This is a genomic window from Halomicronema hongdechloris C2206 (genome assembly GCF_002075285.3).
Lineage (GTDB): Bacteria > Cyanobacteriota > Cyanobacteriia > Phormidesmidales > Phormidesmidaceae > Halomicronema_B > Halomicronema_B hongdechloris.
Genome location: NZ_CP021983.2, coordinates 1,121,332 through 1,147,779, shown reverse-complemented (window position 1 = coordinate 1,147,779; position 26,448 = coordinate 1,121,332). Strand labels below are relative to the sequence as shown.

Genomic DNA, 26,448 nt, shown 5'->3' with positions numbered 1-26,448 from the left:
CAGACTTTCAGAATATTGAGTTGTCTTATGGTTAGCGTTGGCTGTCTCCCATAAATTTAAGCCAGCTAAAGTGCCAACCATGGGATGATAAAAGCATTTCTAGTTCTGTGATGGAGGCTCTGGTTCACTTACAAACGGCAGCGTAAAGAAGAAAGTGCTGCCCTGGTTCAAGATGCTTTCTGCCCAAATAGAACCGCCATGTTGCTCGATGATGCTGCGACAGATGGCTAGGCCTAGTCCTGTCCCTCCTCGATACTCATCATCGACAACATTTAATTGCTCAAACTGAGCAAATATGGTTTCTAGTTTATCTTCGGGGATGCCAGCTCCTTCATCTTTAACAGCAATTAAAATGGTCTCTGAATCGGAAAAGCTAGCTGTGAGATTTACGGTTGATCCTTTAGGTGAAAACTTGATGGCGTTGCTCAGTAGATTTGCTAATGTCTGTACGATGCGGTCAGGATCCACCCAAATATCGATTGCTAAACACGACACAATCAGTTCAATACTGTGTTCGTCGGCCATTGCCTGCATCTCATCTACAGCCTGATTCATCAGATCAGCTAGGTTGCAGATTTGTTTTCTCAGGACAACTTTGCCGAGCTTGATGCGCTCGATATCTAAGATGTCATTAACCAAGCGAACCAGACGATTTGTATTGGAAAAGGCAATTTCAATCATCCGCCGTTGTTTGCTTGGAGCAACTTTAAAGTTATCCTGCACTAATAACCCTAAGGCAGTGCGGATGGAGGTAAGTGGAGTCCTGAGTTCATGGCTGACAACGGAGATGAACTCATCTTTGAGGCGCTCCACCATTTGCCGCTCAGTAATATCTTTGAAGATGACGACGGCGCCTAAAATATTTCCTTTTTCCTGAATCGGTGTGCTGATGTATTCTACGGGAAAGTGCTCTCCCTGGTGCCGTCGAAAAAGATCGCCTACTTTATATTCCGTGGTGCCTACGATTAGGGTTTTAAAGATCGGACTATCTTCCCAAGTATACGGCGTTCCATCAGCCTTCTGAAGCTCGACTAGCTGGTGTATGAATCGGTTTTGTATACTGTCCATGGTATATCCCAACGTTTTTGCAGCAGCTGGGTTGGCAAAGGTAATGCGACCCCGTGAATCTAATCCGCAAATGCCTTCACCGGCAGATTTTAATAATAGTTCGTGCTGATGGCTGAGGCGTTTAAGGGAATCTCTAGCTGACTGTAGTTGTAGTAGTGTCTTTTCTCGTTCTTCGATTTCTTGTTTGAGATTATCGTTGGCTTGTTTTAATTCGATAGTACGCTGTCCAACCCGGGCCTCTAATTCCGTGTTGAGAGACTGAATTTGGTGGTAGAGACGACTCTGATAAATAGCTTGCGAAAAATGGTGACTTAGGGTTAGAGCCAGCTCAATTTCCTGCTCAGTCCAGGGCTGAGATTGGCCGCGCTTTAATTCTCGCCAGGTTTCAAAGGATTGCCGGGGGCGTCGCTGCCGTGGATCCATACTGTCCAGCCGACCGGCCCACATGATTTCCTGATCGAGGGTGGCGCGAAAAATGCTTAAGTAGCCTAGGTGTTGATGGCGATGGGTGAGTTGTGCTATCAGAAGGCCGCCGATGTTTTGGGGGGTTAGGGCTAACGTTAGCAGCGGGGATACCTGCGACTGACTTAGGTTATCAACTGCCCATAGCAGTTCTCCTGGTTTGGCTGGTGGTTCGTTGCGCAACCAAGCCCGCCACGCCAGAAGTTCTTCTAGAACTGGGGGGGCCATTGATGCTTCCCCGGAGGACTGATTAGCATGGGGGGATGAGGGCTGGTGTTGAGCTGGCAGTTGGCGCGGAACCGGTTGCACACCAGTGGTGATCACTCTCTCTGGGGTGGTGATTGGCTGACCATTGAGATACAGTCTGCCGCCGATACCATTGAGGGTTTTGACGGTGTGGTCTAGGGCGGCTTGCAAAGAGTTGGCTGGAGCCTTATGTAACAGGGCAACTACTTTGTTGATGGCTGCTTCATGGTGAGCCCGCAAGCGACTCTGACTTAGCAGCATGGCGTGGTTGAGGGCAATAGAAACCTGGTCGGCCACTAGTTGTAGAACTTCTAATGCTCTGGGACTGACGCTTTTGGGTTTACTGTGATGAGCGACCAACAACCCCCACAGTGTTTGCTGATAGAGAATCGGAACCACGAGGGAGGACTGTACTCCCATGTTGGTCAGGTATTCCACATGGCAGGGGTCAACCTGACGGACCCAAATTTCGGGAGCTTGCTGCTGCTGAGTTTTGGGGCTGACCAAGGGACTAATGCCAATCTCCCCCTTGGCCACATTGACGATATTGCGTTGGCGGGTTAAGAGAAATAGTTCACGGGCTTCCTGGGGAATATCTTCAGCCGGAAATCGATGCCCTAGTAAGGAGGGTAGGCGATTAGCTCGGATGGATTCGGCTATGACCTCACCGCTACCATCTGGTTCAAACCGATAGACTTTTACCCGATCTGTCTTCAGGAAGGCTTGTACTTCGTTAACTGTCGTAGATAACATCTCTGACAGTTCCAAAGATTGCCGAATGCGGTCGATCATTCGGTGCAGTAGGGCGGCGAGGGCTGGGTTGGCAGGAGGCATGGAGGCAGACTGCGGCGCAAGGGGGGCTACGAGTGGGGGGTTAGGTGTTGGGGGTCGAGTATTGTGGCGATGGTTTGTTGCCAGTGGGGACGCTTAAGCTGATAAAACAACCGCGTGAGCAAATCGGAATTCGCCAGCGACTTATCGATGAAGTCATTGGCTCCGGCAAGCATGGCGGCGTGTTTGCGGGAGGTATCGGTATAGGCAGTGAGGAAGACGATGGGAAGATGCTGCCATTGTGGAGTTTGCCGCACCACTCGACACAGGTCAATACCATTGAACTCAGGCATTTCAATGTCGAGTATTAATAGGTCAGGAGAGGTTTCTTGGAGGATTTGCCAGAAGCTAGACGAATCTTCCAAAGTGTTGAGTTTAATGCCCCAAGGGTTGAGTAGGGCATGTAAGGCGCTGAGGGTGTGAGGGTCGTCATCTACCATGAGGATGTTGAAGCTGGTGGTGCTGGAGGGCGGTTGCGATCGCAACAGGGTCCCCCAGCTCAGAATTTGAGCCACGTCAGGCTGATGTAGAAACGTTGACTGACCCAGTCGAGCGGCTTTAATTCGGTTCACCAGGCTATCATCGGCACTGCAAACTAAGACAGGCAAGGGAGGAATTTGATTGATTAAAGCCGAGAGATCACTCAGTGCTGTCTCATCGGCGTTCTCCAAGGAATAGTTCACTATCCCCAAATCAGGTAATTTCCCCTGAGGTGCAGGGCTTTCCATCGCTGCCGTCTTCAGACGATCCCGATAGGTAGCAGTAACGTCCTCTCGAAAGCGTTGTAGATGCTCATGATGCTTGAACACCTGAACTGTCAAGCTTTGTGCCTTGGCCGCTTGGGTCAACTGACGAGAGAGTTCTGGGTCATCATCGATCAACACCAGCAGGGGCAGCGTTGATGGGGGAAGCAAGGCCTTGGAAGACTGAGGTCCTTGAACCAGAGCCTGCTCTAAGGCCTCAATCAACTCCCACAACTGGGACTGTTGCTGAGGAGATAACGGCGATTGTTCCATCAACAGATCCTCAATTGCCCGAGCTAACTCCGAGCCATGCGTTAAACCAAAGATACCCAACGCTCCTTTTAAGCTATGGATGGCCTGATAGGCTTGTTGGTACAGATCAGGGCTGAGTGTCTCGGAGGCGAGGGCCTCAACTGCCCGTTTAACGATGGCGAGGCGATCGTGATGCTGAGCGCTGACTCGATACCAAAGGGAGCGTAACGCCGTCTGAGTCTGTTGCTGCCGGGTCTGCCGGGGCTGATTAGTTGGCCTAGCGCTCCCCCCATTCATCTGATGATTGGATGCCCGCTTCCCGTTTTTGGATGACTGGGTAGTCCTAGACGCCTCATCAGAGGCACCATCGGTGTCTAAGGGTTTCAAGCGATAACCAACGCCATAGACAGTTTGAATCAGATCGGTAGGAGCCCCGGCTTCCGTCAGCTTCCGCCGCAACCCTTTGATATGGGCGGTTACGGTATCTTCCCCAGGCGCTTCTTCACAACTCCAGAGTCTATCCAGGATAACGCTGCGGGTAAACACCTGAGACTGCTGGCGCATAAATAGCTCCAGCAATCGGTATTCCTTCGGAGTCAAGTTCAGTATTTTCTCGCCGTAGGTCACATCCCGAGTGCTGGGATTGAGCTGTAAATCTCCCCAGGTCAGGTTTGCGATAATCGGAGCCTGCGCCCGCCGCAATAACACCCTTACCCGAGCCAAAATCTCGTCTAGCTCGAAGGGTTTTGTAATATAGTCGTCTGCCCCAGCTTCGAGACCGGCAATTTTACGATTGCTAGAATCTAGGGCCGTTACCATCAGCACAGGCATCTGATAGGAAGAATCCCGTAGACGCTGGCAAAACTGAATGCCATCTAGCTTGGGAAGAAGGACATCTAAGACGATTAAGTCATAGTCAAACGTATTGACTAACTGCCAACCGGCTTGACCATCCTTGGCAGTATCTACTGCATAGTGCTCATCGATGAAGCCTTTTTCAAGGACCTTTACAACCGTATCATCATCCTCAACGAGTAGTATCCTCATGATGGGCTTTTCCCGTTTGGACATCAACAAAAGGGAGTTAGCTGATCGGGAAAATGAGAAAACAGCCGTCCTTTGCAAAAGATCTTATCATCATGTTAATCTATACCTTACCAAAGTTTATTAAATTTATTGTTCCTGAAAATGTCCCCCTAGCTATTCCCCTACCTAATGGTCTGATTCTGCAGGACTAGACGAATTTATGAAATCTTAAAAATAGAACAATAGTGCATCGTAAGAAAAAACTACAATGCACTATTGTTCTGATATCTCGGTGTTATGGTTCAGAAAACCTTAGATCAACTCAGGCTGTTCTGCTCGGCAACAATTCAGGTCTAGACTCAGACGAGCGTTATGTATGCGCGTTGTTCAGTGACCAGGCTAGCCGAAGACAGTTGACATAGTTTCCTTACTCAGGGAGCTACATGAAAATAAGTGCCATACTGCAAGCCAGGGAAAATATGATTGAGTTCAATCATAACCACCGATAGGATGACTAGAGCCAAAGTGGCCATGACGGGAGCACTGGTCAGATATTTCACGAAGTAAGACATGGTTCGTAGTCCTTGAGATCATCGAGGGGACACTGAAAGTTCACTATCTTTGGCCGTTAATTCTTTTGCCGTCAGCTCTCTGAAGGCTGCTAGCGGCCATAACAACCCCTGAATAAATGACTGAATTGCCAGGGGAACATTAATGAAAATCTCCATTTCCTCCGGCTTCGAGGCCTTCTTGCTGTTGATTAAATAAGCACGCCCCGACCATCCTACAAATCCAGCAAAGTAGAAGAAGATAACAAATGGAATCGCTATATCTACTGCCCGATCTAGGCGTAGCTGTAGGTGAGGCAGCCCATCTTCTCCACAGAGGAGATTCTTAGAATACGCCTGATAGGGTTGATCGAAATAATAGCTCTTAGGAGCATTCTGCAGATTCTCCATAAAAGCAGTAGACTCTTGACAAGGAACGAGATGGGTATCTCCAGCTGCAATGGCAGGAGGTATGGCGTTGAACCATACAAAACTCATAATGACGATCGCAAATAGTGCTCTCATGCACAGTCCTCCTTGATCATATCAAGTACTCAACTGACCTGTTCAAGATACTTGATTGGGCTTTTGGCGATATAAAATTCAGATTCTTTGACAAGCTAAGAAAGCTAAGACGAAGATTATACGGGATAGTTGCCATCCGATTTCATCGGCTCCCCTCCCATGTCGTTTACGCCATTGCCCTCCCGCTCAATCCAGAGGAAAATAATTGCAAAAATGGGAAATGGCAAGATGTAAAAGATGAGAGGAATCATGATCCAAGGTAGCCAGGGAGCGGCATAGGCTCCAGTGAGTTGTGTCATATCGGCCATTGTTTTCCTCCTGTGTTTAGCAAGCACTGTTGAATGGATGCCCAATTACCCCATGACGCCGCCACCTAGCCACTGGCTGACATTGACAGCACCTCGCAAAATGGCATCGAGGTCGCCAAAGTTTTCCAGTAGAACGTAGGCAAAAATAGCGCCTCCCATAGAGCCGAGTAAAATACCACCACTGAGTTGGAACCAACCGTCTTTACTACGCAAAGGGCGCAGGCGATCTGGGGAGTTGGAATTATAGGCGCCTCTAGGGTCACCTTGAAAGGTGGCTAGGGCAAAGATGGAAATGCCTAAGCAGGCAGAAACAGTAATGTAAATTGCAGTGATTAGACCGCTCAAATTAGCCCCATGGGCTGTTTCTCGTAAAGGACCGACGACGACTTCTGGACCGACTAGAAAATAGCCATGGGCCATACCAATCTCTAGACCTCGCAAAAATGGAGTGAGGCCGGGACGGTAAGCAGGCAGATTGTTGATATAGGTTTTGACCAGGTTTGAGCTATTGACAGGGGTAGCGAGATTACCTAGCTCGGGATTGCCCCGATAGGGTTGAATGATGTCTTTTTGGTCGTAGGCATCGACCCAAGTAGAGGTTTCGGTGTTTGTCATGGTCTTGCCTCATAGCGTGTCATATTAGCGTGTCATAATGAAAGGGAAAAAAGTCCTGGCCGCTGAACCTCGGCCAGGACGAGTCTGGGACGAGGAGAGTCCGCAGCTTAGTTGCCGGGGGGCGATCGCAACCGCCCCGGCTAATTCTATGGAAATCGGCTAGATGTGGACGCGATTAAGAAGGCGCCATAGGTGGCGATGTAGCCGACAGTAAAGTGAGTAAGCCCCACTAGACGGGCCTGCACGATGGAGAGGGCCACGGGCTTGTCCTTGGGATAGCCAAAGGATAGGGGAGTATTCTCATGAGCCCACATCAGGGTTTCGATCAACTCCTGCCAGTAGCCTCGCCAGGTGATTAAGAACATGAAACTGACGGCCCAGGCCAAGTGCCCAAAGAGGAACATCCAGGCCCAAACGGCTAGGCTATTGGTGCCAGCTGGGCTATAGCCGTTGATCAGCTGGGCGGAGTTGGCCCACAGGTAATCCCGAAACCAGCCCATTAGATAGGTGGAGCTTTCATTGAACTGGGCAACGTTGCCCGACCACACTGACAGATGTTTCCAGTGCCAGTAGAAGGTCACCCAGCCCAAGGTGTTCAGCATCCAGAAGGTGGCCAGGTAGAAAGCGTCCCAAGCGGAGATATCACAGGTGCCGCCGCGACCAGGGCCATCACAGGGGAAGCTGTAACCGAAGTCTTTCTTGTCGGGCATCAGCTTGGAGCCGCGGGCATCAAGGGCCCCTTTCACCAAAATTAGGGTGGTGACGTGCAGACCTAATGCGATCGCATGGTGCACCAACAAATCTCCCGGTCCAATGGTTAAGAACAGAGAATTAGCGCCATTGTTGACCGCCTCTAACCAACCGGACAGCCACACATTGCCGTAGTTGGGCCAAGCCGTAGAGGCAACGCTATCGGGATTCGACAGCAAGCTGTTAATGCCGTATAGAGCTTTACCGTGGAACGCCTGGGTCCACTGAGCAAAGACAGGCTCAATCAAAATTTGCTTTTCGGGGCTACCCAGGGCGACTTCGCAGTCGTTATGCACATACAGTCCCAGGGTATGAAAGCCCAGAAATAGCGACACCCAACTCAGATGGGAAATAATTGCTTCCTTGTGAGCTAACATCCGAGCCAGCACATTGTCTCGATTTGCCTCCGGGTCATAATCTCGAATCAAAAAGATGGCCCCATGGGCAAAGGCCCCTATCATCAAGAACCCAGCGATGTACTGGTGGTGAGTATAGAGGGCCGACATGGTGGTATAGTCCCGGGCCATGAAGGCATAGGGAGGCATGGCATACATGTGCTGAGCCACCAGAGATGTGATGACTCCTAGGCAAGCTAGGTGCCACCCCAATTGGAAATGGAGGGAATTGTTGTAGGTATCGTAGATCCCCTTGTGGCCGCGGCCAGTGCGCGGGGCAATGAAGAATCCACTCCGGCCAGGACCTTGCAGGGCCTCTGTCATTTCCTTGATGTTGTGGCCAATGCCAAAGTTGGTGCGGTACATGTGTCCCGCAACAATGAATATGACCGCAATCGCCAGGTGGTGGTGGGCCATATCCGTCAGCCACAAGGACTCCGTCTGAGGATGGAAGCCACCTAAGAAGGTGAGAATGGCGCTTCCTGCCCCTTGGGCTGTGCCAAACGCATGTTCTGCAGTGTCTGGGTTTTGGGCATAGGCTCCCCAGTTGCCAGTAAACAAGGGGGCTAATCCTTCTGGATGGGGCCGTATCGACAAAAAGTTATCCCAACCGACGTGCTGCCCGCGAGATTCTGGCAGAGCCACATGCACTAAGTGGCCGGTCCAGGCCAGGGAACTGACCCCGAAAAGGCCAGCCAAATGGTGATTTAAGCGCGACTCGGCATTCTTAAACCAGGCCAGACCCGGGCGGAACCGAGGCTGCAGGTGTAGCCAACCGGCATAGAGCATCACGGAGGATAACAGCAGCAGAAAGATGGACCCCATGAATAGGTCGTTGTTGGTGCGCATGCCGATGGTGTACCACCAGTGATACACCCCGGAATAGCAGATATCCACCGGGTTCATCGCTCCAGCTTGGGTATACGCTGCGATCGCAGGTGGTCCAAACTGAGCATCCCAGATGGCATGGGCAATGGGAGAGTTATTCAACGGGTCTTGAATCCACTGCTCGAAGTTACCCTGCCAGGCCACATGAAACAAAATGCCAGAAATCCACAGGAAGATAATGGCTAAGTGGCCAAAATGGGAAGCAAAAATCCTCTGATACAGATTCTCCTCACTCATCCCATCATGGCTTTCGAAATCATGGGCCGTGGCGATTGCGTAGAATAACCGACGAGTGGTCGGATCCCGTTGCAGATCTTGACTAAATTTAGGGAATTTTGTCGCCATGGTTCGAAATCAATTAAAACGTTTGAACGTTCACATTTAACTTTGCCGTTTTCAAACTTTTCGGCAGAAACTTCATCCAATCGCAGCCATACGGGCCAGGAAAAAGGCCCAAGTGGTGACAATACCTCCGAGTAGATAGTGGGCAACACCAACGGCACGGCCTTGGGTGATGCTAAGGGCACGGGGCTGAATAGCCGTCGTAATTTTCAGCTTGTTATGAGCCCACACAATAGACTCGATCAGTTCCTGCCAATAGCCGCGACCGCTAAAGAGGAACATCAGACTGAAGCCAAAGATGAAGTGCCCTGCCAGGAAGAAGAGACCATAGGCCGAGAGGGCTGAACCATAGGAGCCAATGACCTGGGAAGCCTGGGCCCAGAGAAAATCTCTCAGCCAGCCATTATTGGTGATTGACGCCTGGGCAAAGTTCCCACCTGTAATGTGGGAGATTGTGCCATCGGCACCCACCGTACCCCACACATCTGATTGCATTTTCCAGAAGAAGTGGAAAATCACAATCGACAAGGAGTTGTACATCCAGAACAAGCCTAGGAAAACATGATCCCAAGCAGATACTTGACAGGTACCCCCCCGTCCTGGCCCATCGCAAGGGAAGCGAAAACCTAACTCACCCTTATCAGGAATCAACCGCGAATTGCGGGAGAACAGCACTCCCTTCAGGAGCACTAACACCGTCACATGAATGGTGAACGCGTGAATGTGGTGGATTAAGAAATCAGCCGTACCCAACTGAATAGGCATCATGGCAATTTTGTCGCCAATGGCCACCACACCACCGCCAAAGGCATGGCTCACGGGACCGCCGAGCCCGGGGGCGGTTACCCCGACCCCTGCTAAGTCAATATTGCGCAGCCCACCAAACACGTTGCCTAGGGGTTCGGCAGCCTGTAAATTGGCTCCCACTGCCATGGTTTGAATCTGCTGTACCCATTGGGCAAAGATGGGCTGCAGCTGAATGCCGGTGTCAGAAAACATATCCTGGGGGCGACCAAAGGCTCGCATGGTGTCGTTATGACAGTACATGGCGAAACTGTGGAAGCCCAAGAATTGGCAGACCCAGGCCAAATGGGAAACAACCGTATCTCGATGCCGCAGGGTTCGATCCAGCACATTGTTGACATGGTCGGCCGGATTGTAATCCCGGACCAAAAAGATGGCGGCATGGGCTGCCCCACCGACAATGCAGAACCCTGCAATCCAGACATGGTGAGTAAACAGCGAGGTGACCGTGGCATAGTCCGTGGCCAAATACGGATAGGGTGGCATCGCATACATATGATGGGCCACTAATAAACTCGCCGTCCCGAATTGAACCAAGTGAATTGCTAGATTGGCGTGCCAAGAGGTCTCGAAAATCTTATCGAGCCCTCGGTGACCTACTGGCCCAATAAAGTTGAAAATGGGCAGCATTTTAGGAGTTCTAGCATCATCTAGTAGCTCCCTAAAACTGTGGCCAATGCCCCAGTTAGTACGGTAAAAGTGACCTGCAATGATAAAGAGCACAGCAATGGCCACATGATGATGAGCAATATCAGTCATCCAGAGGCCACCGGTGACAGGGTTTAGCCCACCCTTAAAGGTCAAGAAATCAGCATAGGCTGACCAATTGAGAGTGAAAAAGGGTTTCACGCCCTCAGCAAAGCTGGGGTAAAGATCCACCATCAAGCTCTTATTCAAGATGAACTCGTGGGGTAAGGGAATATCTTCTAGGGGAACCCCAGCATCTAGCAGCTTATTAGTAGGCAGAGCCACATGAATCAAGTGACCAGCCCACCCCAAGCTGCCTAGCCCTAACAGACCAGCCAGATGGTGATTCATCATCGACTCCCAGTTGCGGAACCAATCCAGTTTGGGAGCACGCACATGGTAATGAAACCAGCCTGCAAACATCATGAGGGCTGCCATTACCAAGGCACCAATAGCTGTCCAGAAGAGCTGGAACTCATGGGTAAACCCTTCCCCTCGCCACATCTGGAACAGCCCTGAGGTAATTTGAATCCCTCGGAAGCCATCGCCCATATCGGCATTGAGAATCTCTTGACCAAAGATTGGCCAAACTACCTGAGCACTGGGCTTAATGTGGATGGGGTCAGTCATCCACGATGAGAAATTGGAAAATCGGGCGCCATGAAAATACATGCCGCTCAGCCACAGAAAGATCACGGCTAGGTGACCAAAATGAGCTGAGAAAATCTTACGAGAAATGTCTTCTAAATCGGTGGTATGTGAATCAAAGTCATGGGCATCAGCATGGAGATCCCAAATCCAGGTGGTTGTCTTAGGTCCCCGAGCCAGACTGCGTTCAAAGTGCCCTGGCTTTGCCCATTTTTCAAAGGAGGTTGGGTTAGGGTTTTGATCAACCTCAACCCTAACCCGTTGCCTCTGCTCTGGAGGGCTTGTGGTCATGAAAATACTCCTTCTGACGATCAACGAACAAGTTTGTAGGCAAATCTGAGCAGCTTAACAGGTGACATCTTCCTTAGGGGTTCAGTAAGGAATCATTTAGTAAGGCATTATCTTCCTCAGGCTCTTCCCCGAGAACTAGAGGAAATTGTTGAGCTGTAGGCTGATCCTCAATAGCCTGAATTCCCAAATTTACCTGGGTTACCAAGTCAATCCAGGTGGGCACGGTAGTCTGCTGAAGGTAGCTGTTCGCCCCAGATGACGGATCGAACCCAAAGGCAGCCATATCAACGCCCAAGGCTGCTGACCAAATCCCCGCTACTGGAAAGGCAGCTAGACAAAAATGCAGTGATCGTGAGCTTCTAAAACTCATGCCACGCCAGAATAACTTTTGTTGGTTTACCTGGATATGCTCAAAGCTATAGGTACCCTCACTTTCCCTGGCCCACGCTGGTTTAACCCAGCCTGAAGTACGACTAGGACCACGCCTGAATAATGCCGAGGTCACTAACGATCCATGGGCAGCACAGAATAATGCCCCGCCAAATACTCCAATCACCCCAAGCTGATGGAATGGGTTAGCCAGAATATTGTGATCAGCTTGAAACTGAAGCATAAACGTGAAGGTGCCTGAGATGCCTAAGGGCATACCAGCGGAAAAACTCCCCTGACCAACGGGATATATCAGCAATACTGATGTCGCTGCTGCTACAGGAGCTGTAAACGCTAGGGAAATCCAGGGCCGCATACCGAGGCGGTAGCTTAATTCCCATTCCCGATCTTGATAGCAGATAATGCCGATTAAAAAATGGAGCACTATCAGCTGATAGGGACCGCCGTTTGTCAGCCATTCCTGTAGTGAGGCTGCCTCCCAAATCGGATAGAAGTGCAGACCAATAGCGGCTGATGTAGGTACCACCGCCCCAGTAATGAGATTATTACCGTGGTTTAGGGCACCCGAAACTAATCGTCCTGTACCGTCGATGTCGACCGCTGGGGCAGCTAGGAACGCTAGCACAAAGACAATCGCTGCCGTAGCAAGAGTGGGAACCATGAGTACCCCAAACCAGCCAACATAAATACGATTCTCAGTGCTTGTGACCCATCGACAAAAGCGTTCCCATGGATGGATCTGCCCCCGTCTTGAAATAGTCTTGGATGAATTGGCAGTGCTTGTAGATTCTTCAAGGTGATCAGGATGATCTAGAACAACTGCTCTGCCAAGCTGTGGAATCATACAAACTCCTCTTAACCATAGGAATCCACCCGCTCGACTCTGCGACGAATCATCTTCAAGCGGGGCATAGATGTAATGAAAGCAAACGATCTACCCAACTATCCCCTTGCCGGAGCATAGCGATTACCCGGCAAATCGGCTTTGTTTACATTGATGGTAAAGATAAACGGGAAAAATGAAAAACTGAGGAAGATGAGAGTCTGCTTTAAGGAAGTTTACGTACTGAGCACCAGGAGCCTAGCCACTCCTGGCGCTTCGTCATGGCCCAGCAGAAGGGCCAAGGATGTTTATGAGGAGCCCATATTGCATTGCACGGTTGTGACGACGAGAACACTCGACTGGCCCTTGATTCTTACTGTGCAGATAGTTAGAACAGATAAACGGTAGCTCATACCCTGTCGCTATCCTGAACGCTGCTAGGCCTCTCACTCCTTGATGCCATACGTTTAAATAGGCTCATGTAAATAGGCTCATGGGGCTTATCTGGAAATAGTGACCCTTTTCATGGATTCGCTAAGTACATAAGAAAATGAATTTCTCATGAAAATAAAGGTTTGAGTAGACTAAATTTATTTATTTTAATTGATCTGATTTATTGTTTTAAGAAATATTTTTAGGTTCGATTTGCTGAAATCAGAGTCCAAGAGTCATGGTAGCTTCAATGTTATTAAAATGTATTGGGGGTAACCTAATGACTGACACTTTAAAGGACCGTATTCTACAACGATTTTTTGCTGCTGTCGGGCTGCTGTCGGTACTAGGACTCTTGTTTGTTGGGGGATCAGTGCTAGCTGTTGAAATTAGCGAATCTGCTCGCACAGTACCATTAGACGAAACCGGCAACATGATCACATTGACTGAGCAGCAATATGTCAATGGTCAGAATGAATTTAGAAAAACCTGTGCTTCCTGCCATGTCGATGGCATCACCAAAACCAATCCGGATATCAACTTGGGGTCTGAAGCGTTGGCCCTAGCCACTCCACCTCGAGATAATTTGCAGGGAATCGTTGATTACCTACGTCACCCTACGACCTATGATGGCATGGACTCCCTAGAGGAGCTTCATCCATCTGTCACCAGACCTGATCTGTTCCCGAACATGAAAAATCTCACCGAGGAGGATCTAGTTGACATATCTGGATATATCTTGTCACAGCCTAATATCCTGGGTTACCGTTGGGCTTCTGGCAAGCCAGGACGATAATACTTCACGTTCTTAACGATAAGCAGTTGCGACTTCTCAACCGCACTTGAGGTTATATAAACAGAAACTTCAGGAGTCAGAGAATGCTTAATTCTCATTCGACTCCTGAAGTTTTCTGTAGCCGTTGCCCAATTGATACGTTTAGAGACTGATTAGGTGGCTTCTGGTTCCAGGCGAGCGTAAAAGACTCCCTGGATTTTCACGTCTAATGGTTCTCTAGATCCAAAATCTGAGTCAGATGGCTGAATACTTTCAAATACGCCGGAAATTTCCCCGGTGCCTGCATCCACTTGCTTGACTTGTAAGCTCAGGTCTCCTTTTGCCACGTCAAAGACTTTCTGATTCTGTTTACGAAACTCATCAGCATCTGCCTGAGGGGGCAATCCCACAGCTGAATCATAGCCAAGGCTGACTCCCCGTCCTTTGGGATCTAAAAAACCTGCTGTACGATAAGCAGGCACATCAAAGGCCCCTGTAAAGTTGGTAGAGGGGTTAATTTCCTCACTTGGGGACTGCGCTACCAGTCCTTTAATAGAAAACAGTAGGGGGACCCGTTCGCCATCAGGAAGCTGCACAGTAACCGGCTGGAAGTCAAAACCGCTTTGCTCAACCATTTTAAGGCGGCCATCCTTATCAGCTGTCAAGGTACCGCTGACTTGGTCAATCGTGTAGCTAGCTCGGGTTAAGGGTTTGGTTTGCACAAATTTAGTCTCCTTTCCCTTTACTAGGGGTTCTGGCTTAACCAGGAAAGCGGTTGGTTGCAAACACATTGCTCTGATGGTGTAGGACTGATTGGGGGTAATTGCGATCGCATCGCGCCGACTATCGGCGACTTGTGGACAGAGGTTGGCTAAACCACTACCCTTAATTTGCTCATAGGAGAGGGAATCACTCGTTGCTGAAGCTCCCCCCGAGCAAGCTGTGAGTAGCCCTAAACATAGAGCTAGGGCCATGGCAATGAATGTTCGATATCTCATAACTCAACCTAAATATAAACAGTCTCAGGCCTGTCAAAAACCTCTAGGCTCAGAGGACGATCATTAATTCAATCATTAAAATCTGAAGTTTTCGAGAAGGGGCTTGGCTACCTAAACTAGCGCTATACAGGCTCCGAATTGTTTAGTTTCGTAAAGGCGATTTCATAAATTCATGAGTTCTTCATTTTTGTCGCCTATTCTCCTACCTAAATCTTGGTTGTAGATATTTAGCCTGTGCTAATGGTCAACCAAGTGAGTTGATTGGCTTGGCAGTCATTAGCGAATTAACGTTTCTCGTGTCAATCACTCGTGTCAATCAATGGTTGTATTGGCACTGTTTGATGCTGGCCGCCATCTCAGTCAAAGCATCTTAGGGTAAATTGGCGTTTTTTCAATATTCTTAAAACTGCCATTTCCTGCCATTTCCTGATCTTTCATAAACTCTGGAGGTTATTTATGAGCCTGATTACGGAACTCATCCTCAACGCAGATAGTGAAGCTCGCTATCCTGCTCCGAAGGAAATTCGCATCTTCCAAGACTTCTTAAAAACTGGAGAGAGACGTATTCGTATCGCCAAGACCTTGGCTGAGAATGAGCAGCGAATCGTTCAAAACGGTAGTGCTAGATTCTGGGAGCGATGCCCCAATACCCCTAGCAATAGTGGCAATGAACGTAAGACCGCTTCCTGCCAGCGGGACCAAGGATGGTACGTTCGCCTGATCGCCTATTCAATCTTGGCTGGTAGCGAGAGACCCTTGGAGGAGATTGGTACCTTTGGTATCAAGGAAATGTACAACAACTTAGAGATTCCCATCCGAAATATTGCTGAGTGCATGCGCTGCCTTAAGGAAGAAGCCATGTCTCTCATGAGTGAAGAGGACGGAGCCGAAGTAGCCCCCTACTTTGATCTCATCATTAATTCTCTATCTTAGGCAGTTTTTTTGCCCGCATCAGCAGAAGCATACTTCCATATCTTTGGACCACGAAACCGTTTTTAAACCCTCGAAGCAATAGGAGTTAACCATGCAAGACGCAATCACTACCTTGATCAATTCCTCTGATATGCAAGGTAAGTATCTAGACGATGCCTCTTTAGAAAACCTGCAAAATTACTTCCGTAGTGGAGAACTGCGAGCTAAGGCAGCGATGACTATCAGCGCTAATGCTGCCACTATTGTCACCCGGACTACTGCTAAAGCCTTGCTATATACGGACATTACTGCCCCTGGCGGCAATATGTATACCTGTCGTCGGTATGCCGCTTGTGTTCGTGACATGGACTATTTCTTGCGCTATGCCACCTACGCCATGCTGGCTGGTGATCCCTCCATCCTGGATGAGCGGGTACTGAATGGATTACGCGAAACCTACAACTCCCTGGGAGTACCAGTTGGTGCTACGGTGCGAGCCGTTCAGTCTATGAAAGAAGTCACCACCGAACTCATTGGATCTGAAGCGGGTAAGGAAATGGGTGTTTACTTCGATCATATTTGCACCGGCCTAAGCTAAGAGCGACACCATGAGTATCATTACGCAATCTATCGCTAACGCTGATCGGGAGGCTCGTTATCTTAGTCGGGGTGAACTCAATACCCTACACCGTTATTTTGAGCGGGGAGCGCAGCGGTTGAGAATTGCCGCGATTGTCACTGCCAATATTGACACCATTGTTGAGAAAGGGAGTGAGAAATTCTGGCAGCGCTGTCAGATTACTCCTAGCAACAGCGGTAATCTTACGTTTCGATCCTCCTGTATGCGCGATCAAGGCTGGTATCTGCGGCTGATTACGTATGCCGTAGTGGTAGGTGATATTGATCCCCTCCAAGCCAGTGGAATTAAAGGGGCTAAAGCCATGTACACCTCGTTAGAAATTCCGCTTAGGAATCTAGTCGTGTGCATGGACTGTCTGAAAGAGGTCACCCTCGACCTACTCAATCCTGAAGATCAAGAAGAAGTTAGCCCCTATTTCGATTACCTCATTCAAGGTCTAACTCCGTAACCTTCTAAATCGTCAATCATTGAATCCGGCATTAAGTCCTGAACTTAGCAACCAAAACCCACCATGATTGATCGGACCAACGGGGGCAGTCCTCCTGCCCATCCTCAAGTCTTTCATACGGTCCCTACGGCTGTGATTGCTGAGGCCGAACAGCGTGATCGTTATCCTCAGCAAAGTGAACTCCGAGAGCTATCGGCCTTTTTTAGCTCGGGGCAAAAGCGGTTAGAAATCGCTGCTGCATTGGCCCAAAATGCCGATAGAATCGTAGCCGCTGGGGCCAATCGTATCTTTACCGGTGGTTCTCCCATGGCCTATCTCGAGAGGGCAACCGATCCTATCGGTTTGCCTGGCTCAGGCTACTACATTGGGGAAGACTTTCTATCGGCAAAGGCGCGTAGCAAAGCCAATCTAGCTCAGGAACCTCGCTCTATTGATCCGACCAGCGGATTAATGGACTGGTTCAAATCGTTATTCGCCCAGGGACGCCCCAATGCTCCCAGCCGCTTTCGGACCATCGATATCTCAAAATATGGCGTCGTGCGCATGAAGCGGTCAATGCGAGATCTTGACTGGTTTTTGCGCTACACCACTTATGCCATTGTGGCCGGCGACACCAATATCCTCAGTGTTAATGTACGGGGGCTACGGGGTGTCATTCCTGAAGATGTCACCCTAGCTACCGTGGTTGCCCTGCAAGAAATGCAGTGGAAAGCCGCTCAATACGTTGATGCCGAGGCTAAGGCATTGGTCAAGCGCTACTTTGAGGTGCTGATCACTGAGTATTTGGTAGAAAAGCCCAATCCTCGCCTGCGATTTGGTGCCTCGAAGCTGCATCCGGGGCAACCCTTACCCCAGAGTTACTATGACAGTGCGTTGCCGACTCCCCGGCTGGTTATCAAGCCGGGACTTTCGGAAACCGAAAAACAAGAGGCCATTCGTGCTGCCTATCGCCAGGTTTTTGAGCGGGATGTTACCCAGATCTATGGGGTCGCCCTGTATGATCTGGAATCCCAGGTGAAAAATGGCCAACTGTCTATGAAGGAGTTCGTTCGGCAGTTGGGATGCTCTCGGCTGTACCGGCGTGAATTTTATGAGCCTTTTACCATTAGCCGGGTCATTGAACTGGCTTGTCGTCATTTCCTAGGACGTGGTCTGAGTTGTTTAGAGGAATTTCAGACCTACTTCGAAGTCATCTCCGAAGGTGGACTGCCGGCTCTGGTAAACGCTCTGGTAGATTCTCAGGAATACGCCGATTACTTTGGGGAAGAAACGGTTCCCTACTTAAGGAAGCTGGGGTTAGAAGCACAGGAATGCCGAAATTGGGGGCCACAACTAAGCCTGTTTAGATACAGTACTCCAGTCCGTAAGGTACCGCAGTTTGTGACGACCTTTGCGGGGCAGCAGCGGCCATTACCCAATCAGCATCCCTATGGTGTGGGCAATGACCCCTTAGAAATTCAATTTGGGGCAATTTTCCCTCAAGAGACTCGCCATCCAAAAACCCAGCCCGCTCATTTTAGTACCACGAGCCGTCGGATTCTAATTGACAGCGGATTACACAATGGCCGTAATGGCGACAGGAATGGAAATACCCATTGGGGCCGCGTTCCAGGCACCTTTGGGCATCCCCTGCTGAAACTGGAACCCACTCACCAGCCGCGGCGGGGCAATAATGCCCAAGGTCCTTACCTTGACGTTGCCCGCCATTCCATCGAAGCCGTCATTCTAGGTACCTATCGTCAGGTCTTCGGTCGGGATGTCTTCGATGGCCAGCGCCAGATGGTAGCTGAGACCAAACTCAAGGGAGGGGAAATTACCCTGCGGGAGTTTGTGCGTCAGCTGGCTAAATCTCGTCCGTTCCGTCGGCTGTATTGGGAAAACCTCTATATCACCAAGGCCATCGAATATATCCATCGTCGCTTGCTGGGACGTCCTACCTACAGCCGCGAAGAACTCAATCGCTATTACGATCTAGTGGCCAAACAGGGATTTTATGGCTTGGTGGATGCGTTGATCGATAGCCCTGAATACATCGAAGAGTTTGGTGAAGATACCGTTCCGTATGAGCGTTATCTGACACCGCGAGGGTATGCGATGCGATCGCCCCAAGGACCTTTGGCCTGGTGGAAACTCCGTGATAACCCCGATATTGCCGGTGACTGGATGGCTGCCCACACACCCCGTCAACCCGTCAAGATTCGGTCTACTGTCGATAGTGTGGTTGCTTCTGCCCCATCAGCACGATCGGCTCAAATAGCGATGGCCACAGCCACTAGCCAACAACCAAGGGAAATGGCTCAACCAGCATCTGATCAATCTACGAGGACCAATCAAGGGGCAGGGTCTGAGCAGTCACCAATTGTGGCTGGAAGCAGTGCTCCTATGAGCGGCTCTAATGCTGAGAGACCCTCTGCTTCAGCTAATGATCAGAAGCTACCCTCTTCGGGAACCAATCCATCATGACTGTATCTTCGATGAGTTACCTAACCAGGCTATTGACACGATTGAAGGGATTCTATCGAAATCAGGGTTGGTTTCGATATCGGCTCAATATCTGTTGGTTTGGTGGAGTGCGTATTTACCAAAAATAGCTGCCAGACCAGATATTTGGTAAGGTGAGACTAAGCTCAAGAACACCTTCAAAGTTGTTCTAAAGAGTGCGTTTTGAGTGCGTTTTGAGTAAGATCATGAGTTTGATTAAGCAGGTTATTGACAATTCTGATGAAGAGTTACGGTATCCTACACCTGGGGAGTTGCGGGTTATCCGAGACTTTTGTAAATCTGGTTCAGACCGGATCCAAATAGCTAGAAATCTGCAAGCAAAGGCAACTGATATTGTTGAGCGGGGAACTCGACAATTTTGGAAGATTTGCCCTAGGACTCCGAGTAACTCTGGTGATCGACGTAAGACTGCAACTGCCAAACGAGATATGAGTTGGTATATCCGTTTGATTAGCTACTGTCTATTGGCGGGTAATGATCAACCCCTGCGAGAGATTGGTCTAACTGGGATGAAGGAACTATATACCAATCTTGGCATTCCCTTAACCAATATTGTGCAATATTTGAACTGCTTGAAGGCAGAAGCCATGAAGCAGTTAGATCAAGCCGATGCTGATGAAGTCATTCCCTACTTTGATGAGCTCATTCAAGAAATCGCTCTTCCAGGACCTCCCTATTTTATGAACGATGGTCCTGGTGAAAGCATTCCAGTGTAGATGGAGATTTAAACTCATGATTTGCCAAACTTCGACCTACCTCAGCAATTCATAATCTCAACTTCTTTAAGTCGATTTCGTACGCAGAGGAAAGTACCATGACTACTACGATCGGAGGGTTAAAGACAACCCAAAACTGGGTTTCAGTCCTTGATGACTGGCTCAAACGCGATCGATTTGTATTTATTGGATGGTCAGGGCTTTTGTTGTTTCCCTGTGCCTATCTATCCATTGGAGCCTGGTTTACAGGCACCACTTTTGTGACGTCCTGGTATACCCATGGACTAGTGTCGTCTTATCTGGAAGGCTGCAACTTTCTAACTGTGGCCGTATCCAGTCCGGCTGAAAGTATGGGGCATTCCCTTCTACTCTTGTGGGGACCTGAGGCCAATTGGGATTTTGTTCGCTGGTGTCAAATTGGTGGACTTTGGAATTTCACTGCCTTCCATGGCGTACTCGGGTTGATGGGCTTCATGCTCCGACAAATTGAGATTGCTCGACTGGTTGGCGTACGGCCTTATAATGCGATCGCATTTTCGGCTCCGATTGCGGTCTACGTTTCAGTCTTTCTCATCTATCCTCTAGGGCAGTCGAACTGGTTCTTTGCGCCTAGTTTCGGCGTGGCTGGTATCTTCCGATTCCTCTTGTTTTTCCAAGGTTTTCACAACTATACTCTTAATCCCTTCCACATGATGGGAGTTACTGGGGTTTTGGGAGCCGCCTTGCTCTGTGCTATCCATGGAGCGACGGTGCAGAATACCCTATTTAGAGACACCGAGAGTAAGAATACCTTCAAGGGGTTCTCTACCACTCAAGCCGAAGAAACCTACTCTATGGTGACGGCTAATCGGTTCTGGTCTCAAATTTTTGGCATAGCCTTTTCGAATAAGCGGTGGTTGCACTTCTTCATGCTGTTTGTCCCTGTGACGGGCTTATGGATGAGTGCCATTGGCATGATTGGTTTGTCCTTCAATCTAAGGGCCTATGACTTCGTCAGTCAGGAGATCCGTGCTGCCGAAGATCCAGAGTTCGAAACCTTTTACACCAAGAACATCTTGCTGAATGAAGGGTTGCGTGCCTGGATGGCAGAACTTGATCAGCCGGCGAAGAAGTTTGTCTTCCCGGAAGAGGTGCTTCCTAGAGGTTTTGGAGAATAAGCTCCTTGCCCTTTCCATTGAATAGGTGGCCGTCACTTGATGAAGTACTATGCCTTAGGGCAGAGCTTTCTGCCAATTGTGAATGGCTGAGTTGAGGCGGCCACCTATTGGTGTCGAAGACTGAATCTTTGTTAAGGAGGTTGAATCCTGTGGAGACCCCCATAGAACCAACTGCTTCTGCATTAGACAATATTTCCCTCAATACATTAACTCCGGTAGTCGACGAAAAAGACCGGATGACGCCGCCTAAGGCAGGCTACGATGAGGAATCCAGTGGTTATGCCTGGTGGGCGGGTAATGCCCGACTAATTACCACAGAACTCTCAGGCCGCTTTTTAGGGGCCCACATTGCCCATGCCGCCCTGATTGCTTTTTGGGCCGGGGGGATGCTGCTGTTTGAGGTTGCCCACTACGAACCAACCCGGAGTATGTATGAACAGGGCTGTATTCTCATGGCCCATGTTGCCACCCAAGGGTTTGGCGTGGGCTATGGCGGGGAAGTTACGGATATTTTCCCCTTCTTTGCCATTGGGGTGGCTCACCTGATTGGCTCAGCAGTGTTAGGCTTTGGCGGCGTTTACCATGCCTTGCGAGGTCCTGAAAAACTCTCTGGCTTCTTTGATTTTGACTGGGGTGATCGGGCTAAAGTGGCCCAAATTCTGGGATTTCACATTTTAGTGTTAGGCCTATTTGCCCTACTATTTGTCGGCAAGGCAATGTTCTGGGGTGGGCTATATGATCCCTGGGCTCCGGGAGGCGGCGATGTTCGCTTGATTACCAATCCCACCCTGGATCCGCGAGTCATTTTCGGATATCTCTTCAAGAATCCCCTCGGCGGTGGCGGTTGGCTTGTCAGTGTTGACAACCTGGAAGATGTCGTCGGGGGACATATTTGGATAGGTTCCCTATTGGTCATCGGTGGTCTCTGGCATATCTTGGTGCCCCCGCTACGTTGGACCTATAACCTCTATCCCTGGAGTGGAGAAACCTATCTAGCCCAAAGCCTAGGTAATATTTCTGGGCAAGCCTTTATCGCAACGGCATTTATCTGGTTTAACAACACAGTCTATCCCAGTGTGTTTTATGGGCCTACCATTCCTGAAGCCTCCCAAGCCCAATCGTTTGTCTTCTTGGTGCGCGACCAAAGTCTAGGGGCAGATGTGGCCTCAGCCCAGGGTCCCACTGGCCTAGGTAAATATCTGCAGCGTTCGCCGACGGGGGAAATTATCTTTGGCGGTGAAACCATGCGCTTTTGGGATGCTAAAGCCCCCTGGTTAGAGCCGTTGCGGGGGACAAACGGGCTAGACTTGGAAAAAATCAGGAATGATATTCAGCCTTGGCAAGTGCGTCGCTCTGCTGAATATATGACCCATGCGCCCCTGGGCTCGATTAACTCAGTGGCAGGGCTGGCCACAGAAGTCAACTCGTTTAATTATGTATCACCGCGTACTTGGTTGGCGTCAGCCCACTTTATTCTGGCCTTTTTCTTTCTGGTCGGGCACTTGTGGCATGCCGGGTTGGCCCGGGCAACCGCTGCAGGGTTTGTAACCGGTCTTGATCGCGAAAACGAGCCAGTGCTCTCAATGCCGCCTATCGATCCTAGTGAACGGTCGACATAGGCTGCGATCGCAGGTAGGTCGACCCTCCTTCTAAGTCACCTCTCCTGCACTTGTTCAGAAGTCAACTGTTTAAATCAGCATTCAAGCAACAAGGAGAACAACTCAATGGGACTCCCTTGGTATCGCGTCCACACTGTGGTTCTCAACGACCCAGGGCGACTCTTATCAGTACATCTCATGCATAATGCCCTCTGTGCAGGGTTTGCAGGATCAATGCTGCTATATGAGCTAGCTCTGTACGATCCGACCGATCCGGTGCTCAACCCCATGTGGCGACAGGGCTGCTTCCTGATGCCCTTTGTGGCTCGTCTGGGAGTGACCAACTCTTGGCAGGGGTGGAGCATCACTGGGGAAAGCTTTAGCGACCCTGGGTTTTGGACCTTTGAAACCGTAGCCATTGCCCATATCATCTTCTCTGGGCTAGAGTTCTTAGCCGCCTGTTGGCACTGGGTTTATTGGGACGTTGCCACCTTCTTCGATCCCAAAACCGACGAACCCGTGCTCGATCTGCCCAAAGTCTTTGGCATCCACTTGTTACTGGCCGGTCTAATTTGCTTTGGTTTTGGGGCTTTCCATCAGACCGGTATCTTTGGACCCGGTATGTGGGTCTCTGACCCCTTTGGCTTGACCGGCCATGTTCAGGGGGTTGCCCCCGACTGGGGGCCAGCTGGCTTTAACCCTCAAAATCCAGGGGGGGTTGTGGCCCATCACATTGCTTTGGGCATCGTCGCCATCATCGGAGGACTGTTCCACATTTCCGTGCGCCCGCCCGAATACCTCTATCGCGGGCTGCGCATGGGCAACATCGAGTCTGTGTTAGCTAGCAGCCTAGCCGTCTTCTTTGGCGCTGGGTTCATTGCCGCCGGCACCATGTGGTACGGCACTGCCACCACCCCCATCGAACTGTGGGGACCAACCCGCTATCAGTGGGATCAAGGCTATTTCCAGACAGAAATCAACCGCCGGGTGGAAACGGCGATTGATGAAGGCAAGAGTCGCTCACAAGCCTGGTCATCCATCCCTGCAAAGCTTGCTTTTTATGACTATGTCGGCAACAGCCCTGCTAAGGGTGGCCTGTTCCGAGTAGGGCGTATGGTAGACGGAGACGGCTTACCGACCCGTTGGCTTGGCCACCCTGTCTTCAAGGACAAAGAGGGGCGGGAATTGTCAGTGCGACGCATGCCAAACTTCTTCGAAAACTTCCCTGTTCTCCTGACAGATCGAGATGGCATTGTCAGAGCAGACATTCCCTTCCGCCGTACCGAGGCTAAGTACAGCCTGGCGCAAATGGGGGTAACTGTCAGTTTCTTTGGAGGAGACCTAGATGGCCAAACCTTTACTGATCTAGAAAAGGTTAGGCAATATGCCCGCAAAGCTCAATTGGGTGAGCCCTTTGACTTTGATCGCACGGTTTACGACTCGGATGGTACCTTTAGGACCAGTAATCGCGGCTTCTTTGCCTTCTTCCACGTTTGCTTCGCCCTAGTCTGGTTCTTTGGCCATATTTGGCATGGTCTGCGCGCCCTCTTCCAAGATGTCTTCTCTGGCATCGATCCTAGGCTAGATGTGGAACAGATCGAGTGGGGCTACTTCCAGAAGGTAGGTGATCCAACTAGTCGCGGCGAACCGACAACCTCTATCTGACAACATTCCCGGGAAAGAACTACCTTTCCCGGGATAGCTGCCAGAAGATAAACCTGAGTACCGCATAGGGGTAACTAACCGTTACCCCCCTTGTTCCCAGATCATGACTAGTAGCTGAACTGACGTCCCAATCTACTAGAATCAGACATGACGCTGGGTGATACATATACCCTTTTATCAATCGCTAGATTGAACGGGGGAAGACGCTGTAGATTGCTAACGATACTAAGCCCGAACCATGCAACAGAGATATGTTTCCAAGAAAGTCGCTCCGATTCAGTATATTCTGAGACGATTGAACTCTGAAGCCGGACGAGTAGCTCCAGGTTGGGGAACTACACCTTTCATGGGTTTCATGATGGTGATGTTGTTCCTCTTCCTGCTTATCATTTTGCAGCTGTACAACGGTAGCATTTTGCTGGATGGAGTCAACATGAACCTACCGGAATCAGGATTCTAAAACGCTAGAATCCACCGGAGTCAAGATGCTAAAGCTCCAGTCATTTTCAATGTCAGTTATGGATGAGGTAATGTTATGGCACCACAACTCTACCTTGCTTATGGAGAAGCTCAATTTGGGTCGACAGCGAGCGGTGTGTTTTTGGGGGTGACGATATTTGCCCTGGCATGTATCGCCTTCATTATCTACGGTTATAGAACCTATCCCGCTGATCGAGAGTAAATTCAGGGTTCTGCAGCGTCTTGTCAATGCCGATTGACGGCAAAATTCCCTGGATTCCTAAGATTTTCATATTCTTTTGCTCCAATAGGGACAGTACCAGGTAGAGTTTTTGATTCGACTATGACTACTACTCTCCAACGCCCAGGTACCATCGATTTATGGGAGAGGTTCTGTGCATGGGTAACCAGCACCGAGAACCGCCTGTATGTAGGTTGGTTTGGCGTGTTGATGATTCCCCTCTTGGGAGTCTCTACGGCTGTCTTTGTCACTGCCTTCATCGCAGCCCCGCCCGTAGATATTGATGGACTGCGCGAACCCCTATCGGGTTCTTTACTGTACGGCAACAATATCATTACTGGGGCCGTTGTGCCATCGTCCAATGCTATTGGACTGCACTTTTACCCTATGTGGGAAGCCGCTACTCTCGATGAGTGGCTCTATAATGGTGGTCCCTACCAGATGATCGCCTTCCACTATATTCCAGCTTTGCTGTGTTATATGGGACGCGAGTGGGAGCTAAGCTACCGCCTAGGCATGCGGCCTTGGATCTGCGTAGCCTATAGTGCTCCGGTTGCCGCTACCTCCTCTGTATTCCTGATCTATCCCATTGGTCAGGGTAGCTTTTCCGATGGTCTGCCCATGGGTATTAGTGGCACCTTTAACTTTATGTTCGTCTTCCAGGCCGAGCATAATATCCTGATGCATCCCTTCCACATGCTTGGAGTTGCCGGGGTTTTAGGTGGTTCTCTGTTCTGTGCTATGCACGGCTCATTGGTGACCTCGAGTCTAATTCGGGAAACCACTGACAGTGAATCCCAAAATGCAGGTTACAAGTTTGGGCAAGAATCAGAGACTTACAATATCCTTGCTGCCCATGGCTACTTTGGCCGCCTAATTTTCCAGTATGCCAGCTTCAATAATTCCCGTTGGCTCCATTTCTTCTTGGCGGCTTGGCCAGTTGTCTGCATCTGGTTTGTAGCCCTCGGTATCAGTACGATGGCCTTTAATCTGAATGGGTTTAACTTTAACCATTCGGTATTGGATTCCCAGGGACGAGTACTCCCAAGTTGGGCTGATGTCGTCAACCGGGCCAACATAGGCTTTGAAGTGATGCACGAGCGCAATGCCCATAACTTTCCCTTAGACCTGGCCAGTGGGCCTGCTACGCCTGTGGCGTATCAAGCACCCGCTATCCACGGTTAGGTTAAGGAGGACTCCCGGTCCTAAAACGGATATATCAGCTAGAGTGCCTGTGAATATGTGAAAGCTCTGGAGCTTCTA

Annotated in this window: 21 protein-coding genes; 11 read left to right on the top strand and 10 right to left on the bottom strand. The window is 49.8% G+C overall.

From position 1 onward, the window contains the following. Positions 1 to 99 precede the first annotated feature (99 nt). The 9 genes from XM38_RS05280 to XM38_RS05240 form a co-directional block, all read right to left on the bottom strand. Positions 100 to 2,610: an ATP-binding protein gene (locus XM38_RS05280; RefSeq protein ID WP_080806407.1), complete on the bottom strand. Its 2,511-nt coding sequence runs from the start codon at positions 2,608 to 2,610 to the stop codon at positions 100 to 102. A 26-nt stretch (positions 2,611 to 2,636) separates the two neighbouring features. Continuing rightward, positions 2,637 to 4,649, bottom strand: a complete 2,013-nt coding sequence (locus tag XM38_RS05275; RefSeq protein WP_088431528.1) for a response regulator — start codon at positions 4,647 to 4,649, stop codon at positions 2,637 to 2,639. 410 nt (positions 4,650 to 5,059) lie between these two features. Beyond that, on the bottom strand, positions 5,060 to 5,200 hold the full coding sequence (locus tag XM38_RS05270; RefSeq protein ID WP_080806403.1) for a photosystem I reaction center subunit IX: 141 nt from the start codon (positions 5,198 to 5,200) through the stop codon (positions 5,060 to 5,062). A gap of 18 nt (positions 5,201 to 5,218) precedes the next feature. Then, positions 5,219 to 5,701: a Photosystem I reaction center subunit III gene (locus tag XM38_RS05265; RefSeq protein ID WP_080806402.1), complete on the bottom strand. Its 483-nt coding sequence runs from the start codon at positions 5,699 to 5,701 to the stop codon at positions 5,219 to 5,221. 116 nt (positions 5,702 to 5,817) lie between these two features. Then, on the bottom strand, positions 5,818 to 6,009 hold the full coding sequence (gene psaI, locus XM38_RS05260) for a photosystem I reaction center subunit VIII (protein WP_080806401.1): 192 nt from the start codon (positions 6,007 to 6,009) through the stop codon (positions 5,818 to 5,820). A gap of 45 nt (positions 6,010 to 6,054) precedes the next feature. Beyond that, complete coding sequence (locus tag XM38_RS05255) at positions 6,055 to 6,624, bottom strand: photosystem I reaction center subunit XI (RefSeq protein ID WP_080806399.1); 570 nt, start codon at positions 6,622 to 6,624, stop codon at positions 6,055 to 6,057. Positions 6,625 to 6,770: 146 nt separating this feature from the next. Beyond that, on the bottom strand, positions 6,771 to 9,002 hold the full coding sequence (gene psaB, locus XM38_RS05250; protein WP_080806397.1) for a photosystem I core protein PsaB: 2,232 nt from the start codon (positions 9,000 to 9,002) through the stop codon (positions 6,771 to 6,773). Between the two features lie 72 nt (positions 9,003 to 9,074). After that, positions 9,075 to 11,429, bottom strand: coding sequence for a photosystem I core protein PsaA (psaA, locus tag XM38_RS05245; RefSeq protein ID WP_080806395.1), 2,355 nt, complete (start codon positions 11,427 to 11,429; stop codon positions 9,075 to 9,077). Positions 11,430 to 11,502: 73 nt separating this feature from the next. Then, positions 11,503 to 12,663: a photosynthetic reaction center family protein gene (locus tag XM38_RS05240; protein ID WP_080806393.1), complete on the bottom strand. Its 1,161-nt coding sequence runs from the start codon at positions 12,661 to 12,663 to the stop codon at positions 11,503 to 11,505. A 691-nt stretch (positions 12,664 to 13,354) separates the two neighbouring features. Here XM38_RS05240 and psbV point away from each other — a divergent pair. Next, on the top strand, positions 13,355 to 13,870 hold the full coding sequence (gene psbV / locus XM38_RS05235) for a photosystem II cytochrome c-550 (RefSeq protein ID WP_080806392.1): 516 nt from the start codon (positions 13,355 to 13,357) through the stop codon (positions 13,868 to 13,870). Positions 13,871 to 14,022: 152 nt separating this feature from the next. Here psbV and psbO read toward each other — a convergent pair whose 3' ends face one another. Further along, on the bottom strand, positions 14,023 to 14,823 hold the full coding sequence (gene psbO / locus XM38_RS05230) for a photosystem II manganese-stabilizing polypeptide (protein WP_256995759.1): 801 nt from the start codon (positions 14,821 to 14,823) through the stop codon (positions 14,023 to 14,025). Between the two features lie 480 nt (positions 14,824 to 15,303). Here psbO and apcD point away from each other — a divergent pair, with 480 nt between their 5' ends. The 10 genes from apcD (at position 15,304) to psbA (ending at position 26,370) form a co-directional block, all read left to right on the top strand. After that, positions 15,304 to 15,780 (top strand): allophycocyanin subunit alpha-B, encoded by a 477-nt coding sequence (gene apcD, locus XM38_RS05225; RefSeq protein ID WP_080806390.1) that lies wholly within the window; start codon positions 15,304 to 15,306, stop codon positions 15,778 to 15,780. Between the two features lie 91 nt (positions 15,781 to 15,871). Beyond that, the gene (locus XM38_RS05220) at positions 15,872 to 16,357 is read left to right on the top strand and encodes a globin family protein (RefSeq protein ID WP_080806389.1); all 486 of its coding nucleotides are present in this window, start codon (positions 15,872 to 15,874) and stop codon (positions 16,355 to 16,357) included. A 10-nt stretch (positions 16,358 to 16,367) separates the two neighbouring features. Then, a complete protein-coding gene (locus tag XM38_RS05215) occupies positions 16,368 to 16,847 on the top strand; it encodes a globin family protein (RefSeq protein WP_080806387.1) in 480 nt (159 codons plus the stop codon). 63 nt (positions 16,848 to 16,910) lie between these two features. Then, positions 16,911 to 19,310 carry a phycobilisome rod-core linker polypeptide gene (locus tag XM38_RS05210; protein WP_080806386.1) on the top strand — a complete coding sequence of 800 codons (2,400 nt, stop codon included), beginning with the start codon at positions 16,911 to 16,913 and terminating at the stop codon, positions 19,308 to 19,310. A gap of 224 nt (positions 19,311 to 19,534) precedes the next feature. Further along, positions 19,535 to 20,065 (top strand): globin family protein, encoded by a 531-nt coding sequence (locus XM38_RS05205; protein WP_080806384.1) that lies wholly within the window; start codon positions 19,535 to 19,537, stop codon positions 20,063 to 20,065. A gap of 98 nt (positions 20,066 to 20,163) precedes the next feature. Then, positions 20,164 to 21,222 (top strand): photosystem II D2 protein (photosystem q(a) protein), encoded by a 1,059-nt coding sequence (gene psbD / locus XM38_RS05200; protein ID WP_080806382.1) that lies wholly within the window; start codon positions 20,164 to 20,166, stop codon positions 21,220 to 21,222. Between the two features lie 236 nt (positions 21,223 to 21,458). After that, positions 21,459 to 22,841, top strand: coding sequence for a photosystem II reaction center protein CP43 (psbC, locus tag XM38_RS05195; RefSeq protein ID WP_080806450.1), 1,383 nt, complete (start codon positions 21,459 to 21,461; stop codon positions 22,839 to 22,841). Between the two features lie 105 nt (positions 22,842 to 22,946). Further along, positions 22,947 to 24,485, top strand: a complete 1,539-nt coding sequence (gene psbB / locus XM38_RS05190; protein WP_080806381.1) for a photosystem II chlorophyll-binding protein CP47 — start codon at positions 22,947 to 22,949, stop codon at positions 24,483 to 24,485. 238 nt (positions 24,486 to 24,723) lie between these two features. After that, entirely contained in the window at positions 24,724 to 24,945 is a 222-nt protein-coding gene (psbH, locus tag XM38_RS05185) for a photosystem II reaction center phosphoprotein PsbH (protein ID WP_080806379.1), read from the top strand. 342 nt (positions 24,946 to 25,287) lie between these two features. Then, a complete protein-coding gene (gene psbA / locus XM38_RS05180) occupies positions 25,288 to 26,370 on the top strand; it encodes a photosystem II q(b) protein (RefSeq protein ID WP_080806377.1) in 1,083 nt (360 codons plus the stop codon). Positions 26,371 to 26,448: the final 78 nt, after the last annotated feature.